10 protein-coding genes are annotated in these 18700 nt (G+C 62.0%); 1 reads left to right on the plus strand and 9 read right to left on the minus strand.

Going from position 1 to position 18700, the window contains the following annotated elements:
- Positions 1-26 precede the first annotated feature (26 nt).
- From putA to ACFPFG_RS21865, 9 genes are all read right to left on the minus strand, one after another.
- On the minus strand, positions 27-4064 hold the full coding sequence (gene putA / locus ACFPFG_RS21825) for a trifunctional transcriptional regulator/proline dehydrogenase/L-glutamate gamma-semialdehyde dehydrogenase (protein ID WP_380108228.1): 4038 nt from the start codon (positions 4062-4064) through the stop codon (positions 27-29).
- A 579-nt stretch (positions 4065-4643) separates the two neighbouring features.
- Positions 4644-7727: a fimbria/pilus outer membrane usher protein gene (locus tag ACFPFG_RS21830; protein ID WP_183018909.1), complete on the minus strand. Its 3084-nt coding sequence runs from the start codon at positions 7725-7727 to the stop codon at positions 4644-4646.
- A gap of 274 nt (positions 7728-8001) precedes the next feature.
- Entirely contained in the window at positions 8002-8763 is a 762-nt protein-coding gene (locus ACFPFG_RS21835) for a fimbrial biogenesis chaperone (RefSeq protein ID WP_183018952.1), read from the minus strand.
- A 112-nt stretch (positions 8764-8875) separates the two neighbouring features.
- A complete protein-coding gene (locus ACFPFG_RS21840; protein ID WP_183018908.1) occupies positions 8876-9466 on the minus strand; it encodes a fimbrial protein in 591 nt (196 codons plus the stop codon).
- 701 nt (positions 9467-10167) lie between these two features.
- Entirely contained in the window at positions 10168-10965 is a 798-nt protein-coding gene (locus tag ACFPFG_RS21845) for an HAD-IIB family hydrolase (RefSeq protein ID WP_183021158.1), read from the minus strand.
- An 86-nt stretch (positions 10966-11051) separates the two neighbouring features.
- Positions 11052-12929: a hypothetical protein gene (locus ACFPFG_RS21850; protein WP_197954822.1), complete on the minus strand. Its 1878-nt coding sequence runs from the start codon at positions 12927-12929 to the stop codon at positions 11052-11054.
- Positions 12930-12974: 45 nt separating this feature from the next.
- Positions 12975-13970, minus strand: a complete 996-nt coding sequence (locus ACFPFG_RS21855; protein ID WP_374622891.1) for a glycosyltransferase family 2 protein — start codon at positions 13968-13970, stop codon at positions 12975-12977.
- A complete protein-coding gene (locus ACFPFG_RS21860) occupies positions 13967-15373 on the minus strand; it encodes a hypothetical protein (protein ID WP_380108231.1) in 1407 nt (468 codons plus the stop codon). Before ACFPFG_RS21860 ends, ACFPFG_RS21855 begins: the two co-directional genes overlap by 4 nt.
- Positions 15374-15478: 105 nt before the next feature.
- Positions 15479-15829: a DMT family transporter gene (locus ACFPFG_RS21865; RefSeq protein WP_183021154.1), complete on the minus strand. Its 351-nt coding sequence runs from the start codon at positions 15827-15829 to the stop codon at positions 15479-15481.
- 358 nt (positions 15830-16187) lie between these two features.
- Between ACFPFG_RS21865 and ACFPFG_RS21870 the strand changes: the two genes are divergently transcribed.
- Entirely contained in the window at positions 16188-18692 is a 2505-nt protein-coding gene (locus ACFPFG_RS21870) for a DUF7657 domain-containing protein (protein ID WP_380108233.1), read from the plus strand.
- The last annotated feature ends 8 nt before the right edge of the window (positions 18693-18700 follow it).

Consider the following 18700-nt stretch of genomic DNA (forward strand, 5'->3'; position numbering starts at 1 on the left):
GGGCCGGTTGTGCCGGCCCCGGCCGTTCAAGCCATGGTCATGAGCTGTGCATTGCCGCCTGCGGCGGCGGTATTGGTGCTGATGGATTGCTCGTGGAACAGCGCGGCCAGGTCATAGCGGCGGCCCGCATGCAGCTCGTCGCTGTTGCGGCTTTCCACGCGCACCAGGGCGCCATCGCGCGCGGCGACCTGGGCGCAGACCTGCAGCAGGGCGTCGCCGTCGCCCTCGAACAGCAGGGCGGCCATGGGCGCTGCCGCATCGGCCAGGGAGTCGGCGCTGGCGCTGTGCAGCCACGGCACGCCGGCGTCGCCAGCGGCCGCGCGCAGCGTCTGCCAGGTGGCGGCGCATCCGTGGTCGGTGCCGGCCTGGGCGCCGGGCAGCACGGCATGGCAGGCGTTGCCGCTGGCCAGGGCCGCCGCCACCTGGGCCACCAGGCCCAGCGGCGTGCGCGGCAATGCCCAGACGGGGCCGCGCGGCAGCAGGCGGTAGCGGTTGGATTCGCCCGTGGGGCCGGGCAGCAGCATGGCCGCGTCCAGGCGCGATGCGGAGGCTGCCGCGTCGCAGGCGGCCAGGGCCTGCACCTGCTCATCGGCGGACATGTCCTGGGGCGGAGCCTTGGACAGCGTCTCGCGCAGCAGGCCCAGCAATTGCAGCGGCGCCTGGGCGGGCGACTCCACCCTTGCAAAGACCGACAGCGCCGCGCTGGCAGGCCCCTGCACCAGCCGGTGCAGGTACAGCGGGCCGCCGGCCTTGGGCCCCGTGCCGGACAGGCCCATGCCGCCAAAGGGCTGCACGCCCACCATGGCGCCGATCACATTGCGGTTCACATAGATGTTGCCCGCATGCACGCGCTGGGTGAGGTGGGCAATGGTCTCGTCGATGCGGCTGTGCACGCCGAAGGTCAGGCCGTAGCCGGTGGCATTGATGCCATCGACCAGCGCGTCCAGCTGCTCGCGCCTGAAGCGGATCACATGCAGCACGGGGCCGAAGACCTCGCGCTGCAGGCGCGTGGTGCTGTCGATCTCGATGAGGGCCGGGGCCACGTAGTGGCCATTGAGCACGCCGTCCTTGCGTTCCACGCGCGTGACCTTCTGGCCCGCTGCGGCCATCTGCTCTATGTGCTGCTCGATCTGGCGGCGCGCCGCATCGTCGATCACGGGGCCCACATCGGTGCTCAGGCGGTCGGGGTTGCCCAGGTTCCACTCCTGCAGCGCATCGCGCAGCATGGTCAGCGTGCGGTCGGCCACATCGTCCTGCAGGCACAGCAGGCGCAGGGCAGAGCAGCGCTGGCCGGCCGAATCGAAGGCCGAGGCCAGCACATCGGCCACCACCTGCTCGGCCAGGGCCGAGGAGTCCACCACCATGGCGTTCTGGCCGCCGGTCTCGGCAATCAGCGGAATGGTGCGGCCCGCAGGCGACAGGCGGCTGGACAGCTGGCGTGCAATCAGGCGCGCCACCTCGGTGGAACCCGTGAACATCACGCCCGCCACCTGGGCATGGGCCACCAGGGCCGCGCCCACGGTCTCGCCCGTGCCCGGCACCAGTTGCAGCGCGTCGCGTGGCACGCCAGCCTCGTGCAGCAGGGCCACCATGGCGGCGGCCGTCAGCGGTGTCTGCTCGGCAGGCTTGGCCAGCACCGTGTTGCCGGCGGCCAGGGCCGCAGCCACCTGTCCGCAGAAGATGGCCAGGGGGAAATTCCAGGGACTGATGGCCAGCACCACGCCCAGAGGGCGCTGCGCGGCGTTGTCGAAATGCGCGGCCGCCTGGGCGCCGTAGTAGCGCAGGAAGTCCACGGCCTCGCGGACCTCGGCCACGGCGTTGGCAAGGGTCTTGCCTGCCTCTCGCATGATCAGGCCCATCAGCGGCTGGCTGCGTTGCTCCAGCAGGTCGGCGGCGCGGGCCAGCGCGTCGGCACGGGCGGCGGGCGGTGTTCCGGCCCAGATGGGCGCGGCCTGCGCGGCGCGCGCGGCGGCGGCTTCGGCTTCGGCCGCCGTGGCCTCGCGCACCCAGCCCACGATGTCGGACAGCTCGGCCGGGTTGCGCATGGGCTGCCAGCCTTCGGTACGCGCCGGGTCGGCAGGCAGGTCGGCATCTGCGGGGGCGGCCAGATAGGTCTGGCGCGTGCTGTGCAGCAGCGCGGCGGCCAGCGAGGCCAGTTGCTGCTCGTGCGCCAGGTTCAGGCCCTGGGAGTTGGCGCGTGCCTGCCCTGCCTTGTCACCCTGCTGCGCGAACAGATCGGCCGGCAGCGCAATGCGCGGGTGGGGAGCGCCCAGCCGGCCTTCATGGCGCGCGATCTTCATCACCTCATCCACCGGGTCGGCCACCAGGTCGGAGACCGGCACGGAGGCATCGCCGATGCGGTTCACGAACGAGGTGTTGGCACCGTTCTCCAGCAGGCGGCGCACCAGGTAGGCCAGCAGCGTCTCATGGCTGCCCACGGGCGCATAGATGCGGCAGGGGCGGGCCAGCTTGCCTTCGGAGGCCGGGCCCGTCACCTGTGCGTACAGCGGCTCGCCCATGCCGTGCAGGCACTGGAACTCGTACTGGCCGCTGTAGTAGCTGCCGCCCACGGCCTGGGCCAGGTGGTAGATGCTGGCCAGGGTCTGCGCGTTGTGCGTGGCGAACTGGGGGTAGATGGCATCGGGCGCATCCAGCAGCTTGCGCGCGCAGGCCAGGTAGCTCACATCGGTATAGACCTTGCGCGTATAGACGGGGTAGCCGGCCTGGCCGCCTTCCTGGGCGCGCTTGATCTCGCTGTCCCAGTAGGCGCCCTTGACCAGGCGCACCATCAGGCGGCGGCGGCTGCGGCGGGCCAGGTCCACCAGGTAGTCCAGCACCTGCGGGCAGCGCTTCTGGTAGGCCTGGACCACAAAGCCTATGCCGTTCCAGCCCTTGAGCGAAGGCGCGGCACACAAGGCCTCCAGCAGGTCCAGCGACAGCTCCAGCCGGTCGGCCTCTTCGGCGTCGATGTTCATGCCGATGTCGTACTGCTTGGCCAGCTCGGCCAGCTGCAGCACGCGCGGCAGCAGCTCGGCCATCACGCGCTCGTACTGCGCGCGGCTGTAGCGCGGGTGCAGGGCCGACAGCTTGATGGAAATGCCCGGCCCCTCGAAGATGCCGCGCCCGTTGGAGGCCGCGCCAATCGCGTGGATGGCCTGCTCGTAGGCCTGCAGGTAGCGCTGTGCGTCGGAATCGGTGGCGGCCGCCTCGCCCAGCATGTCGTAGCTGTAGCGAAAGCCCTGCTTTTCATAGGCACGGCTGTTGGCCAGTGCCTCGGCAATGTCCTGGCCCGTCACGAACTGCTCGCCCATCAGCTTCATGGCGCGGTGCACGCCCTGGCGGATCAGCGGCTCGCCGCCCTTGCCGATCACGCGCGTCAGCGCCGACGACAGGTTCTTCTCGCTGCTCGTGGACGTGAGCTTGCCCGTCAGCACCAGGCCCCAGGCCGCGGCGTTGACGAACAGCGAGGGCGAGCGGCCCACATGGGCACGCCAGTCGCCCTTGCTGATCTTGTCGCGGATCAGCGCATCGCGCGTGGCACGGTCGGGAATGCGCAGCAGCGCCTCGGCCAGGCACATCAGCGCCACGCCTTCCTGGCTGGACAGCGAGAACTCCTGGACCAGCGCCGCCACGCCGCTGCCGGCCGGCGCATCGCGCAGGCCCTGCACCAGCCGGGTCGCCAGCTCGCGCACCTTGTCGGCCTGCTGGGCATCCTGGGCGCGTGCCAGCGGCAGCAGCACCGGCAGGCACTCGGGCTCGGGCCGGTGCCAGGCTGCCGTGATGGCAGCGCGCAACGGCGTCTGCGGCAGGATGGATTGGGCGAATTCCAGAAAAGGTTGCACCTCTTGGCCGGAGTTGGGTTGCGCCTCTTCGATCGCGACATCGCCCGGGCTGTCGCCTGCGCCTGCAAGCCGGATGGTGGTTGCGCCGCGCTCCAGCGCATCGACGTACTGGACGACGGCCTGTTTGATCAACCAGTGCGGTGTGCGCCCGATCTGCTGGGCTGCGACGCGGATGCGCTCGCGCAAGGCGTCGTCGACTTTGATGCCTACGGTGGTGGACATAATGGATTGGAAAGAGGAAGTGCTCTTCCGATGGCTGGGTGCAACCGGATTTGGCGTGATTTCACATGGGTTGCACCTTTTTTGATAGGGGGTAAACCCTTTGTGTTTTCCCAGGCAAGCTGCGTCCAAATGAGCCCGTCCGAGCCGGCAGCCCTCCAGCCTCCAGGATCTTCCCCTGGATGACTCCAGCGCCTGCGCTTACTGGCAATGGATGGTGAACTCTGCGGAAGCGTTGGCGTTTCCGGGTACGGCCCCGTCTTCAGTCTGCACGGTGCGTCCCTGCAGCGGAATCGAGAACGCCGTCTGCCGATTTAAAGTGCACATGGACGTGCGCCGACCTTGCTTTTTTCAATCTGCCGCGCAGCCAAGCCGCCGGTTGCTGCTGTAAAACAGCAAGCAGGCGTGGCAGCACGAGTCAATGACTGCAAGGATGCGTTGTGTGCGGTACGGCCATGTAGTGCTGCGGGTCGCTGGCGCGCATAAGGGTGCTATCGGATTGCTTGTCCGTTGCCGCGCCCTGCCGCGTTTCCTGGGCCGGCGCGAGCGAACCCTTTCTTGGCAAGAGGGTTCGCTTCAGACTCAGGTCTTGTCGGCCGCCTTCAAGGCACTGATCTTCAGGCTGGGCTGCAGGATGGCCAGCGGACGGTCAGCCCGCAGGGTGCGCTGCGGTGGCTTGTGCTCGCCGGTGCCTGTGTCGTGCCCTGCCGCCACGGGAGTTCTGCCCGCGTTGCTGGTGACTGGCGCCGTGGTGGGCAAGGCGCTGATCTTGACGCTCATGCGCAGTCCGTTCAGGTCGCGCTCCAGCTTCAGTGCCTGCTGGCTGTCGCTCGCCTGTATGGCACGAGCGGGCTGCACTGCCGCCGTGGTGACTGCCGGGGCGCTGGCGACTGCCGTGGCCGGTGCTGCCGTGCGTTCCTGGGTCATGCCGGCCAGCGCCACGGCCGACGCAGCGTTGGAGGCAGGGGCGCCGGCCACGGCTGTCCTGGCATTGGCGGTTGCGGCGGTCTTGCCCGGCGGGGCCGATGCCACGTCGGTGGCCGCAGGCAGCAGCTTGTTGCTTGCCACGCAGGGCAGCTCCAGGCTTTGCGGCGGCTGGTAGGTGGTGCTGCGCTTTCTTTCAGGCAGGGTATAGGAGAGGTTGCAGCCCACCATGCCGGTGTCGGTCTTCCACTGCACCTGCAGCTCGCCCTGGTCGGACAGCCCGCGCGCCAGCAGCTTGCCAGCCTGGCCGATCACGCCCAATTCCTTGCCGTCCATGTCCAGTACGCTGGCGCCAAAGGGCACGGGCAGGTTGCCGGCCTGCCGCGCACGGATCACGGCCGAGCGGCCGTAGGCCGTCTTGAATACCAGCAGAGGCACGGCGCCGGCCAGTGGCGCGACGTGCTGGCTGGTTTCCTGGAGCTCCACGTCCGTCGACAGTCCCTTGGGGTCGATGGAGACCTCGTTCATCGAGAACGGCGTCAGATACGGGACGACGGCATAGCCCCGGCTGTCCACCTTCACGCCGGGCGCGTTGTTGATGCGCGCGCCTTCCGCGTTCTTGGCCTCCACGATGGCAAAGGTGTCGGACACCGATTGCGACAGCGTCACGCCGCCCGGGTGGGCCACGATGGCGCCACGCGCGCCCACCGAGAACTGCTGGTAGCCGCTGCTGGCGCTGACGCTGCCGCTGAGTTCGGTCTGCGATGCGCGGTAGGTGGCGTTGGCGCTGGCACTGGTACTGCTGCCGCTGCTGACATTCATGCCACCGGTGTTGTGGTTGGCGCTGAGGCCGTAGGAGATGGCGTTGTCGTCGCCCAGCAGCCCGGACAGGTTGGCCTGGGCCTGCACGCGGCCGTGCGAGTCGCGGTTGGTATTGGTGGAGAGCATCATGCCGCGCTCCATGCTGAGCGGAATCGACAGGCCCACGTGCAGGAACGTGTTGGACTGCCCCCAGGCATCGCGCTGGCGCGCTGCAGAGAGGTTGTAGGAGATGTTGCGGAAGGAGTTGCTGTAGCCAATGGCGTAGTCGACGTTGGAGCCCTGGCGGTTCCAGTACTTGGCAGTGGACGCCGTGAGGCTGAGGCTGCCTCCCCCGGGTCCGAACTGCTGGCCCATGACCAGGGAGGCACGGTTGCGCGGCCGGTACAGGTCCGTTGAGGGCCGTATCAGATCGGCCTGATCCCGCGCGCGCATGGCATCGTTGAGGCCGAAGAATCCGTTGGTGGAGTAGCGATAGGCGGCAATGGCCACATGGGTGCCGGTCTGCACAAAGGACTTGGCGTAGCTGGCGCGCAGGCTCTGTCCGGAAAAGGAGCCGTCATTGGGAATACGGGTGGAGGCGTGCGTCATGTCGGCGCCAAAGGCACCCCAGGGCGTGGTGAGCGCCGCGCCAATCATGGGCGAGATATGGCCCTTGGCCACGGACACGCCGCCGTAGCCGGTCAGCATGTTGGTGAAGCCGTGCTGCCAGGTCGCCTGCGAGAACAGCGGCGAGGTATTGGGCAGGTGGCGTACCACGCCCGCCGTGAGGCTGTATCGGTCCTGCCCCTCGCGCAGCGACAGCGGTACGGCTGCGTAGGGCACGGCAAAGCTGCGCACTGCGCCATCGGCCTCGGTGATGCTGACCTGCAGGTCGCCGCCGTAGCCCGTGGGATAGAGGTCGTTGATGACGAAGGCGCCGGGCGCCACCGTGGTTTCGTAGAGCTTGATGCCGTTCTGCGTGATGGTGACACGGGCATTGGTGTTGGCCACGCCGCGCACCACGGGCGCGTAACCGCGCTGGGAGTCGGGCAGCATGCGGTCGTCACTGTTCAAGCGTATGCCGCGAAACGAGGTGGAGTCCATCAGGTCGCCACCCGTGTAGGTGTCGCCCAGTATGAGCTGGGAAGACCAGTCGGCAATGTCGCGCTGCGCGTAGGTGGAAATGTTCTGGTAGTTGCGCCCTCCGGTGTCCGCCCAGCTGAAGGAGCCGTTGTGCCGCAAATGCCAGCGGTCGATGTTGACGCCGCCATTCAGGCCCAGGTAGCTCTGCGTGGTGTTTTCTGCGTTGCTGGAGCGCCCGTGGTAGGTGTTGAACTGGTAGCCGAGCAGGCCGACAGGCACGCCGGCGCTCCATTGGTCCGGGCTGACATAGCCGCGCACCGAGCGGCGCAGCGAGGCCTGGGGCACGCTCAGGTCCAGTCGCTGCTTGCCGAAGTCGAAACTGGTGAAGGCGCCCGCAACGATCTGGTCCAGACGGTTGCAGCCACCGTCGGCAGCCAGCTTCAAGGTGGCCTCGGGCGGCAGGCGCGAGAGGTCGATGCCCACCTTCTCCAGCAGTGCTTTGTCCAGGCAGGGCAGCGCATCCTGCGAGCCGGCAGGGGCCTTGAACTGCACTTCGCTGCGGCCAACCCAGTTGCCGTTGATGTAGATGTCCGGGTTGTAGTTGCCTGCCGTGACCACGTTGGCGCGCGAGTAGCGCGAGACGTCAATGGTCTGCTGGCCGGCGTACAGAAAGCTGGGGTCGAATTCGACGGCAGCCGGCGTGGGCTGCCACTGGCCGGTGGACGTGGTGGTCGTGACTTCCTTTACCTGCTGGCCCTGCTGGGCCTCGGACTGCCAGCAGACCAGCACGGAGAGCAGCAGCGCATGGCCGGGCTTCAGCTTGAAGTGCCCGGCAGGGCCTTGCCCTGGCCCCGGTATTTTTCCTTGTCCTTGCATTGCATGCCGGCTTTTGATCCCCTTTTCTGAATCTGGAAAGACTGGCCTGATCATTTGCTTATCTCCTAATGCTGTGCGCCCGATGCAAAGTGAACGGCCAAGGCCGATGTACCAGTCCCGGTAAAGAGACTGATGCAGTTTCGCTGGGTATTAACGCTGGGTATCGGTGTGCTGGCCGGGCTGAAAATGCAGTGGCACTAGATAATCAGACCGGAGAGGACGGGGGATTCGCTTGGTTGTGTTCGAATTGCCCTTTTTATTGGGCGGAATTGCCAATCCTTGCTTCGTGGTTGAGACTGGCGCCCCAATCATTGATGCTGCTGAACATCACCGTGGCACCTGCCACGCCAGCCATATTGGCGCCCGCAGGTTCCTTGATTGGGAAGGTGGCCACCTGGCCGGGAAGAACGGGCCCAACGCCTGCCTCGAAGGATTTGCCGTCGAGCTGCACTTCAACGCCAGCCACATTGACCACGAAGGCGCTGGGATTGCGTGCTTTCAACACAGGCTGGTTTTTGGCGTCAACGCCTGCCGACCATTGAAGCTGGGCAGGGGCTTCCTGGGCATTGCCGGGCAGATTGCCGGGCCGGTACATGAGCTTGACGCGGGTGCGAAAGGCGAACTGGAGATTGTTGGAGTCGCCTTCCATTTCCGCCTTGGGCGGGACGTCCAGTACGTTGAGCCAAAACAGGGATTCCTTGTCCGCAGGCAGTGCTTCGCCTGAATAGATGATGCGCAACGTCTGGCTCTTGCCCGCCTCGATGCGCATGATGGTGGGCATGATGACGAAGGGAACGTCAATATTCTCAGGCGATTCCTGGTTGTTGCCCTTGTCCAGCCAGGTCTGCACCAGGGCCGGCTTGCTGCCTTCGTTGGTGAGCTGGATGGTGGCTTCCTTCTCGCCACCGTGGAAGATGATGCGCGTGCCCGTCAATGTCACGCTGGCCTGTGCCGCCGTTCCAAGAAGAAGGGACAACAGGATGGCAGCAAGTCCATATGAACGTTTGATCGTCAGCATCGGAGAACTCTCTGGGTTTTGAGCGAAAGAATGGGGCCGGGCCCATGTCAGGAAAGCAGAGGACACGGCATATCGACCACCGCAAGGCGGCCGATATGCCTGAAGTCGGTGATTACTGATAGACCAGCGAGTAGGTCACCGAGGTGTCGGTACGGCCTGCGGTCACGGGGCCGGTGGCCACGTATTCAGAGGCGAAGCGGATGACGGCCCGGCCCGTGCCTCCGACCTTGTTGTCGATGTCCACAAAGCGCGATTGGGCGGAACCGATCCTCAGGCGCTCGTTGTTGCTTGGATCCACGATGGCGATCTGGACACCGGAGGCCACGGTGGGCCCACCAGCACCGCTGGCAGCTGCGGGATTGAGCATGCCTGTGACCAGGTCCACGTTGGGGCCGGCTTCGAAGAACACGGCGACCTTGGAGACAGGCGTCGAGGCGTTGGCGTCGGCGGCCAGCTCACAGCCACTGAGCTCCAGCGCGAACGCCTGGCGGCCGACCGTGGCGCCCACGGTGGCCAACTGGTTGTTCGCCACGTTGGGCAGCTTCACGCCGTCCTTGGCTGCGCCGTCGATCGTGGTGTCCACCTTGCAGGTGGTGTTGACCACCTCGCCCGTGAAGTTGATGGTGCCGTCTGCTGCTTGAGCGGTGTTCATGGCCATCATGACCAGGCCGGCAACCGATGTCAGCAATGCGATCTTTTTCATGGGTATTCCCTCAGTTGAAGAGATAAATGAATTCCAGCGGCGATGAATGCGCTGATGGAATATGAGACTGTGTGGATGGTTGAGTTGTTAATAAATCATCAGTGTTCCATGTTCACCTCATCAATCCAATGGTTGGTAACTGTCGGCATGTCAAGGAATGGCAGGGGTCGCGATAATGCTGGAATAGGTGGCGTCGCCGATATGGGGGAATTGTTCGGATGAGGGGTGTTGGGGAGGGGGGTGGAGAGGGGGGTGGAGAGGGGGGTGGAGAGGGGTGTTGGAGAGGGGTGTTGGAGAGGGGGCGAGTTTTTTTCTCTGGCATGTTTGAAGTTGAATTGTTCAAAGACACCAGTGCCCAATGGCGCGGATGGAATGCAGGAGAGGATTTTTCAAAGAAAAAGGCGAAACAAACGCCTGTTCTTTGGGTATGTGGTGGATTCTAGGTGTGCAGCGCCGCTATATGAAATAGGGCGCATTCTGATAATTGAACCTTGATCTAGGAATAGTCCTAGAGCTGCTCTGCCGAATGGAGGGAGCAAATGGAGGGAGCGGAGGGTGCACAGCCCGCCTGCGCCGGGCGGTTGGCTGTGCTGAGGGCGGTGCTGTCTGCGGGGGGCGCGGGTCTCGCAGATCAGGATGGGCTGATGGGAGGGGCGAGGGCGAGGGCCTGCAAGGACTGCGCCGGTCCTCGGCCCCGAGAATCAGGGGCGCTGGGTCAGCAGGTACTGCGCCATTTCGGCAAAGCCGTCTCCACGCTCGGCCTGGGTGACATGGCGAGGCAAGTGCTTGAGCTGGGGCACGAAGCGCGCGATGTTGGCCACGCCCAGGCTGTGGGGCATGTGCTCGAACATCAGCTGGTCGTTGGTGGAGTCGCCGATGTAGATCCAGCGGTCCAGCGTGGCGTCAAGGTCGATGTCGAACAGTGTGCGCAGGATCCAGCGCGCGCCTTCGAGCTTGTTGTGCGCGCCAAACCAGCCGTTGATGTGGATGGAGCTGACGGTGGCGTTCATGCCCGCCGCCTTCATGATGGCCACGCAGCGGTCAATGTCCTGCTGGGGCATCTGGGTGAATTCGCTGTGGTCCACGGCAATGTCGCATTCGCGGCCCGCCGAGTCGGTGGCGCGCAGCGCCCCGGGCACGGTGGCCTCTATCTCGGCCAGCACCTGCTGCATGCGCGCGTAGTTGGCGGCGCGTGTGGCCTCGTCCTGCTGGTAGAGCTTGTCCAGCCCGCCCTGCGCATTGCGCCGCAGTGCCACGGCGCCGTTCTCGGCGACGATGGCATCCACGGGCCAGGCCTGGGCAAAGGGCTCGCTCCAGCCCACGGGCCTGCCCGTGATCGGTACCACGCGCAGGCCGGACTGCTTGAGCCGGGCGATGGCATCAACCACATGGCCCGGCACCACGCCCTCGGTGGTCAGGGTGTCGTCGATGTCGGTGAGGATGCCGAGCGGCGATGCGGGAGGTGTCCAGAGGGACAGCGGCTGGAGAGTGGTAGGCACGGTCGTCAAAATGCAAAAAGCCGCCCGGGGCGGCTTGTAAAAGGGCAGCGTTTGCGCGCACGGGCCGTGCACGCAAGGGCTCCATCCTACTGCCTGGCGAATTCGACGATGGCCTTGTAGAACTTGTCGGAGCCGTCCTTGGGGTTGTCGGGGGCCAGTTCCATGCGGTTGACGCCGTGTTCGGCTGCGCCCTTGAAGCGCTGGTTGATCACCGAGAAGTAGTAGGGGCTGATGAAGCTGGCGCCCGCATCGTAGTGGGCCTTGAGTGCCGCAAGATGTGTCCCGTCGAGTTTCCATTGCTGCGGATTGAACTCGGGCGCGCCGTAGCCGCTGCCGATCTGGTGCTGCTTCATGAAGCCGCGCAGCCAGTCGCTGTTGGTGGCACCGCCGTACATGTTCAGTCCCTGTTGCCAGGGGGCCTTGCCGTCCAGGGTCTGGGTGGAGGCGAACAGCTGCGGATTCCACGAGGGGTTCACATCGGGAATGATCTGGTGGGAGTAGAGCTTGGCGGCGGGCAGGCCGGCTGCAATGGCGCGCTCGTGGAACACCGCAAGCTGTGCATACACCTGCGATTCGCGGTAGTGGTTCCAGTCGCGGGCCAAGGGGTTGTAGTAGACGTCCTTACCGGAGCCAGGCATGTCCAGCCAGGAACGCACCCCCTTGAGCCGCAGCATGGCAATGGGCGGCAGCCAGCCCAGGCGTTTGGGCCCCATGTTGTTGACGACCTTGCCCTGGTCGCGCGGCACGATGTTGAAGTCGATGTTGGCCAGCTGGTACTTCCTGCCCCCCGATTCGGCCACGACCTGCACCACATGCTTGCCCGCGGACATCTGGCTGAAGTCGAGGTTGTGCCGGAAGCCCGTATTGGGACTGGTGATGTTGTCTACCGCGCGGTAGACATCCAGGCGGTTGAGGCCGCTGGCCATGGGGCCGACCAGCTTGCCGTCCACGTACAGTTCCAGCCGCTCGATGGCTTTCTCAGGATCCCAGAGCCAGCCGGCGACGGGAAGCGTGCCGTCGGCGAAGGCATCGTAGTGTTCGCCGAAACCGTTGAGCTTCTCCTTGCGGATGTCCTTGGACGGTGCAGGAATGGCATCGAACGATGTGTAGTCCAGTCCGGTCTGGGCCTTGAACTGGGCAATGTCCTTGTACTTGGTGCGAAGCCATTGGCGAAAGCCTGCGACCGAGCCCGGGCTGTAGTCGGTGACACGGATGTCCTGATAGGCACCCATGCCGTTCTCGAAGTCCGGAAACATGTGGTGCAGCTCGCCCGGCAACGTGTAGGCAATGATGCGGTCCTGCACAGGCTTGGGCAGTTCCCGGATCTTCCTGGCCATGTGCTCGAGGGCCTTGAAGCGGTAGTGGTTGACGGGAACCGAAGCATCCGTCGAGAGCGTGTAGGGCAGGATGCGGTAGCCGAAATAGCCCAGTTCCAGGGGCTTGCCGTCTTTCAGTTGCATCAGGTTGACGGGGTCCTTGGCCAGTTCGGCGGCAATGGGGCCGACCGAGTCGAAATGGTCTGCCGAGAAATAGAGCACGACCGGACGCTGCACCTTGCGGATGACGTTCAGGAAGCTGTCCACCTTGGCTTCGTCGATTTCCCAGCCCTTGGCCGTGCGCTGGTACAGCCCCAGCAGTTGCAGGGTGGCGGTGTAGCCGATCTGCACATTGCCCTTGGGGCCTCCTGGCTCCAGCGTGTCCAGCAGGCGGTTGACGGCAGCGGAGCCGTCCAGCTTGCGCTGCTGGCAGAAGGCATAGGCCTCGTCCATGGACTTGATCCTGGTGTCGGCAACGGCTTCATCGCACAGGAGCATGCCCTCCACGGTGGGTGCGATGACCAGGGGCTGGCTGCGCGGCACGGCAGCGGGCGCCTGCGCGCTGGCAGCCAGCGAAGCCAGCGCGAAGCCTGTCGCGATCAGCGCGGCTGCTTGTGAACGGAGGGGGTGGCGAGACACTTGGGGCATGGGTGGGCTTGCGGGGGCTGATTGCAGCAACAAGGTTTGGAGTGATCAGGCGACCGCCTCGTCTTCGAGAGACAGGCTGACCGGCTCGGTGGGCACGCTGCTCACGTCGTAGTGCAGAAAGGCGATCAGGCACTGAATGCCGATGATGACGGGCAGCGCCGCCAGCATGACAGTCCCGCTGGTGGCGGGATGACTGCTGCTGCTGCTGACGATCCAGCGCCAGAGTCCGAAGAGGGTGCCCAGCAGCACAAGCAACGTACCGCTCAGGCTATAGAGCGTTCCCACGTTGAAGTCGCGCACCAGGTAGTTGTAGACATAGCGCCGCCACAGGCGCGAGGCATGCTTGCGCAGAAACTCAGGCAGCACCTTGCCGATCCTGAGGTTGGACTCCTCATCGGCATAGACCGAATCCATGGGCACATCCTTGACGACGGCGCGCACGGTGTTCAGGCGGAACAGCATGTCGGTCTCGAAGAAATACCGGCTTTCCAGCTTGTCCAGCGGCAGCTCGGCCAGCACGCAGGTGCGCACGGCGGTGTAGCCGTTGGTGGGGTCCATCACGTTCCAGTAGCCGCAGCTGAGCTTGGTCATGAAGGACAGCACGGCATTGCCGAACAGGCGTACCGGCGGCATGTCCTGTACCGACTCGGGCCGGTAGAAGCGGTTGCCCTTGGTGTAGTCGGCCTGGTGGCGCAGAAGGGGGCGCACGAACAGCGGCAGCAGCGAGGGGTCCATCTGTCCGTCGCCGTCGATCTTCACCACGATGTCCATGCCGTCGGCAATCGCCGCCTTGTAGGCCGTGACGATGGCACCGCCCACGCCTCGGTTCTCGGGGTTGTAGAGCACGCGCACGCGTGGGTCAGTGTTGTGCTCTTCGATGAAGCGTCCGCTGCCAGCAGGGCAGGCGTCGTCCACGGCATAAATGGCCTCGACCTCGGGGCCGATGGCGTTGATGACACCGAGCACATGCTGGATGACCTTGTAGCAGGGGATGGCGACGGCAATGCGCATGGGGTGTCTCGTGAGTGCGTCTTCAGTCATGGAACTCCGGCCTCGGCCGACGCGCGAGGATAGCCTAGTTGCTCGGGTGTCGATTGTCTCTGCGGGTTATTCTGCCCGGGCATGGCTCTTCGGCTCAAAAAGATAGGTAGCAGAATCAGCGGAAGTAGGAAAAATGGCAAGAGATAGCGATATTCACTGGCAATCGAGAATGTGAATATACCGCCCAGTTGTGCCAGCATTGGTATTGCGACAAGAAGAAGCGCTTTGTCATTTTCCTGCAGACCCACCCTTACCGCCCAGAAAAGAAGTGCAATTCCAAGAAAAGGTGTCCAAAGAATCCAGCGATGCTGGTAACTGAAATTGAATATCTCTGTGGCAAAATTTTCCGATGTGTGTAGCTGGAACTTCCGGTAAGTCGACTGAGAGCCAGTGATTTGTAGTACGTGTTTCGCGTAGGTAAGGCTGGGAAAGCCTCCATCTGCTAATGCACTTGTCATGAATATATTGAGGCGGCTGCCAAGGAACTTGGGGAAATTCTGCCATAGGTTGTAGCGGAAGAATTCCTTGATGATGATCCTGCGCTCTGCCTTTTCCATTTTCATCACCTGCGGACCATCAGCCTTGAACGTCAAGGTGTCCCAGTAATCTGGATCATAATTCTTGATATATACTTCCAACGGTCGGTGCTTCGCAAGTGCCTCCATCGTTTCTGGAGATATTCTTGGCTTGTCTCGCGCCAAGTCCATGGCCCTGGGCTGAAGGAAGTTGATCGTTTCATGGATTGCCAGTGGGAAAATGCTCCCGTGGCTATAAAAGAAGCGTGCATTTGTTCCCGCAATCATCAGGCCGCACCATGTCACTAGGATGGCGACCAGGAGGTTGCGACTTCTGCGATCAAGCAGAAAGAGCAAGAAGACTGCTGGAGCTAGAAATATAATTCCATTGGGCCGTGCAAATGAAGCAAAAGGCAGGGTAGTGAAGATCATGAGCAAGGCAAAGCCCGAGAGTCTTCTGTTTTTCGCGCCAAGCCAAATCTCGAAAAGCAATCCGATGACTGCAATGGAATAAATTCCGTCAGGGTACAAGGAACTGGAAAAAAATACCAGATGCGGAGCAAGACTGACGAAAACAAGAAGAAAACCGGCCGTTTTATGCAGTCCCTGATTCCAGCACCAGGAAAGAATTCGCGCCTGAATCAGCGTGCTTATGAAGAGCATGAACAGTATGGGTATTTCAACCAGTTGCATCTTCTCGTAGAGAAGTTGGATGAAATAAAACCAGAAAGCGGGCTTTCCTGAGTGATGTATCTCCGGAGCCATCACATGCTTTAAAATGGCAATGCTGTCTTCTCCCAGAATTCCGGGCCAAAATATCAGGAGCCAGCCACCATAGACCAGTGCCAGTGTAAAAAAGAATGCAGAAAACGTTTTGTTTGCTCTCATTTTTTTGCTCAATGCGGAGCGGATATTTGTGAATTCGAGGTATCTGATGGAACGACTGGGGATTGAATGGTCCCCACGGAGTCGGTGCCATCTATTTACGGGATCTCAGGGTGCATGAGCGGTAATTGTGATTCCCGCCAGTATCAGCGCACCGCCGATGAGGGTGGTCATGCGGATAGGCTCGCCTAAGAAAAGCCAGCCCAGACAGGGAACGATCAGGAAGGCCAAGCCCATGAACGGATAGGCCAGGTGGAGGGGGGCGTGGCGCAGCACCCATATCCATACCAACGTGGTGATTCCATAGAGGGCGAGGGCTGTGATGAGCCAGCCGTTGAAGACCCAGTGCTGCCAGTTTGCAGCCTCAGGCATGGACAGGGCAGCCTTCTTGAAGAGCATCTGGCCTAGCGAGATGCCCAGAACGCACAGGATGGTGATGCTGGTGAGGAGGGGGGTCATGTTCAGAGGGGGAAGATCTGTTCCGGGATGACTCGTGGACTTCGCCTGCTTGATGCCGCAGGTCTCGAGCAAAAAGGAGACTGTAATGCAGACCCGGGGATCGCCGTTGGATCTGCGGCCTGGCAAGCCGCAAGCCGCAAGCCGCAAGCGGCGTGGCAGCTGTTCACCCGACCTCGAAGATGCTCCGGGTATGCATCGCTATTCCGTGCGATCTACCGGGCGGTCGTTCATCATTGTCAGTTTGTGTTTTGGGGCCTCCTCCTGAGGTGTAGGCCTGTTCTTACAATGGCGCCGAATTTTTGTGCAGATCAATGTGCAAAGTCTGCGAAGATCGATGGCCGAAAATTACCTAACCTCCATGAAACGATTGCTTTTGATATGGCTGCTACTAGTAGCCCCCTGGTTTGTCCATGCACAAGAAGCAAAGGCCACGCTGCCTGGTGTGCTGGAACACTGGTCCTACAACAAGGGAACGGGAGAGTTGACGCTTCGTGGGTGGGTGCTGGGTGGCAAGGATGGTAAATCACCCCCTACCATCAAGCTGGCTGTTGCGGAGTCGCAATTCCAGGCCCAGGAAATTCCATGGGAAAAACGGCCTGACGTTTCTTCCGACAACCCCCTCACGGGTGGGCAGATTGGCCTGGGATTCCGCTGGACGGTCAGTCTGTCGAAAGACCTTCCTGGCGGTGTATATCCCATCAAACTGGATGCCATATATGGTGATGAAAAACCAGCAGCGCTATTGTCAGCCTCTACACCGATGATCGTTGTGGAGAAGGTGCGAGGTCGCCACTGGTGGGTTCTCGGCATAGTGCTTGTGGCTCTTGCCTGCATTCAGTTCAGCAAACCATCGCGCGGGCAGCGGCTTGGGAAGTGGCTGCAAGAGCGGCGGGCCTATCTGGTCATCGCTGGATTATGGGCCGCATTGGTGGCCATAGGGGTTACGGGCAGTTCAATCGGCCTCTTGATTCATAGCCCTTACGGCCAGAGCATGCTGGATGCCAAAGGCAGCGATGCCAAGCTGTTCAGCCTGCGCTCCATACGTGCGGATGAGTGGAGTGTGCTGATGCCTAATGTGCTGGCTCAAATCCACCACGAACCACCATTTCCTGTGGTGAACTCGAATATTGGTCCCAACGGACAGAATATGGGTGTCATCGGCATGACGGGTGCACCTGTCAAGCAATGGGCTGCGTTGGCTCGGCCCGCAACCTGGGGCTATTTCTTTCTCCCCATGCGCCAGGCATTGAGTTGGCAATGGCAAATGCCATTCTGGGGAGGGTTGCTGTCCATATGGTTTCTGCTAAATCTCCTGCGTCCTGACAGAAAAGGATTGAACTTCGGGTTGGCATTTGCATTCTGCGTGGCGCCGTATGCCGCGGCTTGGTCAAACTGGCCATTGTATGCAGCAATGTTTCCTGCATTGGCCTTTGTACTGTCATTCAAGATAATGAAAATTGAGAGCCCATGGAAGACGGCTCTTATGGGTGCGATACTTGGTTGGCTGCTTGCTTGCTGGGCATTGGTTTTGTATCCGCCCTGGATCATCATTGGCGGTAGTTTCCTACTGCTTCTTGCTGTGGGCTGGGGTTTTGATCAGCGCAGTGAGCTGCGCTGGGGCTGGGCGCAGCTGTTAGGTATTTTTGCTGCGCTGGCAGTTGCGTCGGCACTTCTTGGTAGCTGGTGGTTGGATACTCGCGATGCCGTGGCACTCATGCAGGCAACGGAATATCCTGGCAAGCGTGGCTCAATGCCAGGCGGGGATCTTGCATGGTGGTGGCATCTCCGAGGGTATTCCAATGCAGACACTGTTGTCCGCTCTCCAGGCCCTGAGACAAATCAATCAGAAATCAGTTCATACTTCATATTGCCAATACTTATGGTCGCGTTGTGTGCTGTGCATCTGATGCGATCCACAAAATATCGCTGGTCTGTGGCGGCATGCGCAGCATTCATGGTTTGCTACTGGATTTTCAGTTTTTCAGGTTTCCCAATATGGCTGGCCAAGTATTCGCTTTGGGGCAATATGCCGACTGCCCGTATCGATTTGGGAATGGGGTTGGCTTTTTCTGTGTTGATGGCTCTGGTTGCCGGTGGGGCCGTGGCGACGGTAGATAAAGACGGTAATGGTAAAAGTGTTTCCATTTTCCAAAAGTGGCTGATTCCTGGGGTGGTGGCAATTTCAAGTGCGGGATTGATTGCATGGACCTTGATGAGAATCCCCAAGGATTTTACGCCAAGTGGAAGCTGGGTATATACGCTGGCCATGACGCTTTCCGGAGCAGCGATCTGCTGGTGGATTATGAGGAGACGAATGGCTGCAGGCGTGGCCATGTTGGTTATCGTCAATTTGTTGGCAACGTTGGCTTTTAATCCGGTGACGAAGGCGCCTAAAGATGTGATTCTTGCGGATGGAAATCTTCAGTTTTTGAAAGATCCTCATGATGAAAATAAACGCTTGCGGACATTGGCTCTGAATGGGGATGGCGTGGGGCCCTTGATGCTGGCAGGTATGGGCTATCCGGTGGAAAATGGGGTTCTTTATTACCCGCATAAGGAGTTCTGGGAGAAAATGGGGCTCCCGGAATCAAAGTGGCCGATTGTCAATCGCTATCAACATCTCGGGTTCTATGTGGATGAGACGGTAAATGTGGGGGAGGGATATACAGTTTCGGCGCCTGCAGTGGACTACATTAGGGTATTGGTGAATCCAAAAGACTTCGATTTCAATAAGACAGGCGCCGACCGGGTTGTTGTCCTCGCAGATGAGGCCGGTGGGCTAAATTTGAATTCCTCTTTGATTTGGCTCGGGGCATCCAGGAGGTTTCACTGGTTTGCCGTAAAGGGCAGTCCTGCCGAGTAGGATCTCAG

This window comes from Delftia deserti, from assembly GCF_042653485.1.
Taxonomy (GTDB): Bacteria; Pseudomonadota; Gammaproteobacteria; order Burkholderiales; family Burkholderiaceae_C; genus Comamonas; species Comamonas acidovorans.

Excerpts from the sequence above, each read along its gene's own strand:
- putA (WP_380108228.1), bottom strand. The coding sequence starts at position 4,064 with ATGTCCACCACCGTAGGCATCAAAGTCGACGACGCCTTGCGCGAGCGC.
- ACFPFG_RS21835 (WP_183018952.1), bottom strand. The coding sequence starts at position 8,763 with ATGCTGACGATCAAACGTTCATATGGACTTGCTGCCATCCTGTTGTCC.
- ACFPFG_RS21840 (WP_183018908.1), bottom strand. The coding sequence starts at position 9,466 with ATGAAAAAGATCGCATTGCTGACATCGGTTGCCGGCCTGGTCATGATG.
- ACFPFG_RS21850 (WP_197954822.1), bottom strand. The coding sequence starts at position 12,929 with ATGCCCCAAGTGTCTCGCCACCCCCTCCGTTCACAAGCAGCCGCGCTG.
- ACFPFG_RS21855 (WP_374622891.1), bottom strand. The coding sequence starts at position 13,970 with ATGACTGAAGACGCACTCACGAGACACCCCATGCGCATTGCCGTCGCC.
- ACFPFG_RS21860 (WP_380108231.1), bottom strand. The coding sequence starts at position 15,373 with ATGAGAGCAAACAAAACGTTTTCTGCATTCTTTTTTACACTGGCACTG.
- ACFPFG_RS21865 (WP_183021154.1), bottom strand. The coding sequence starts at position 15,829 with ATGACCCCCCTCCTCACCAGCATCACCATCCTGTGCGTTCTGGGCATC.
- ACFPFG_RS21870 (WP_380108233.1), top strand. The coding sequence starts at position 16,188 with ATGAAACGATTGCTTTTGATATGGCTGCTACTAGTAGCCCCCTGGTTT.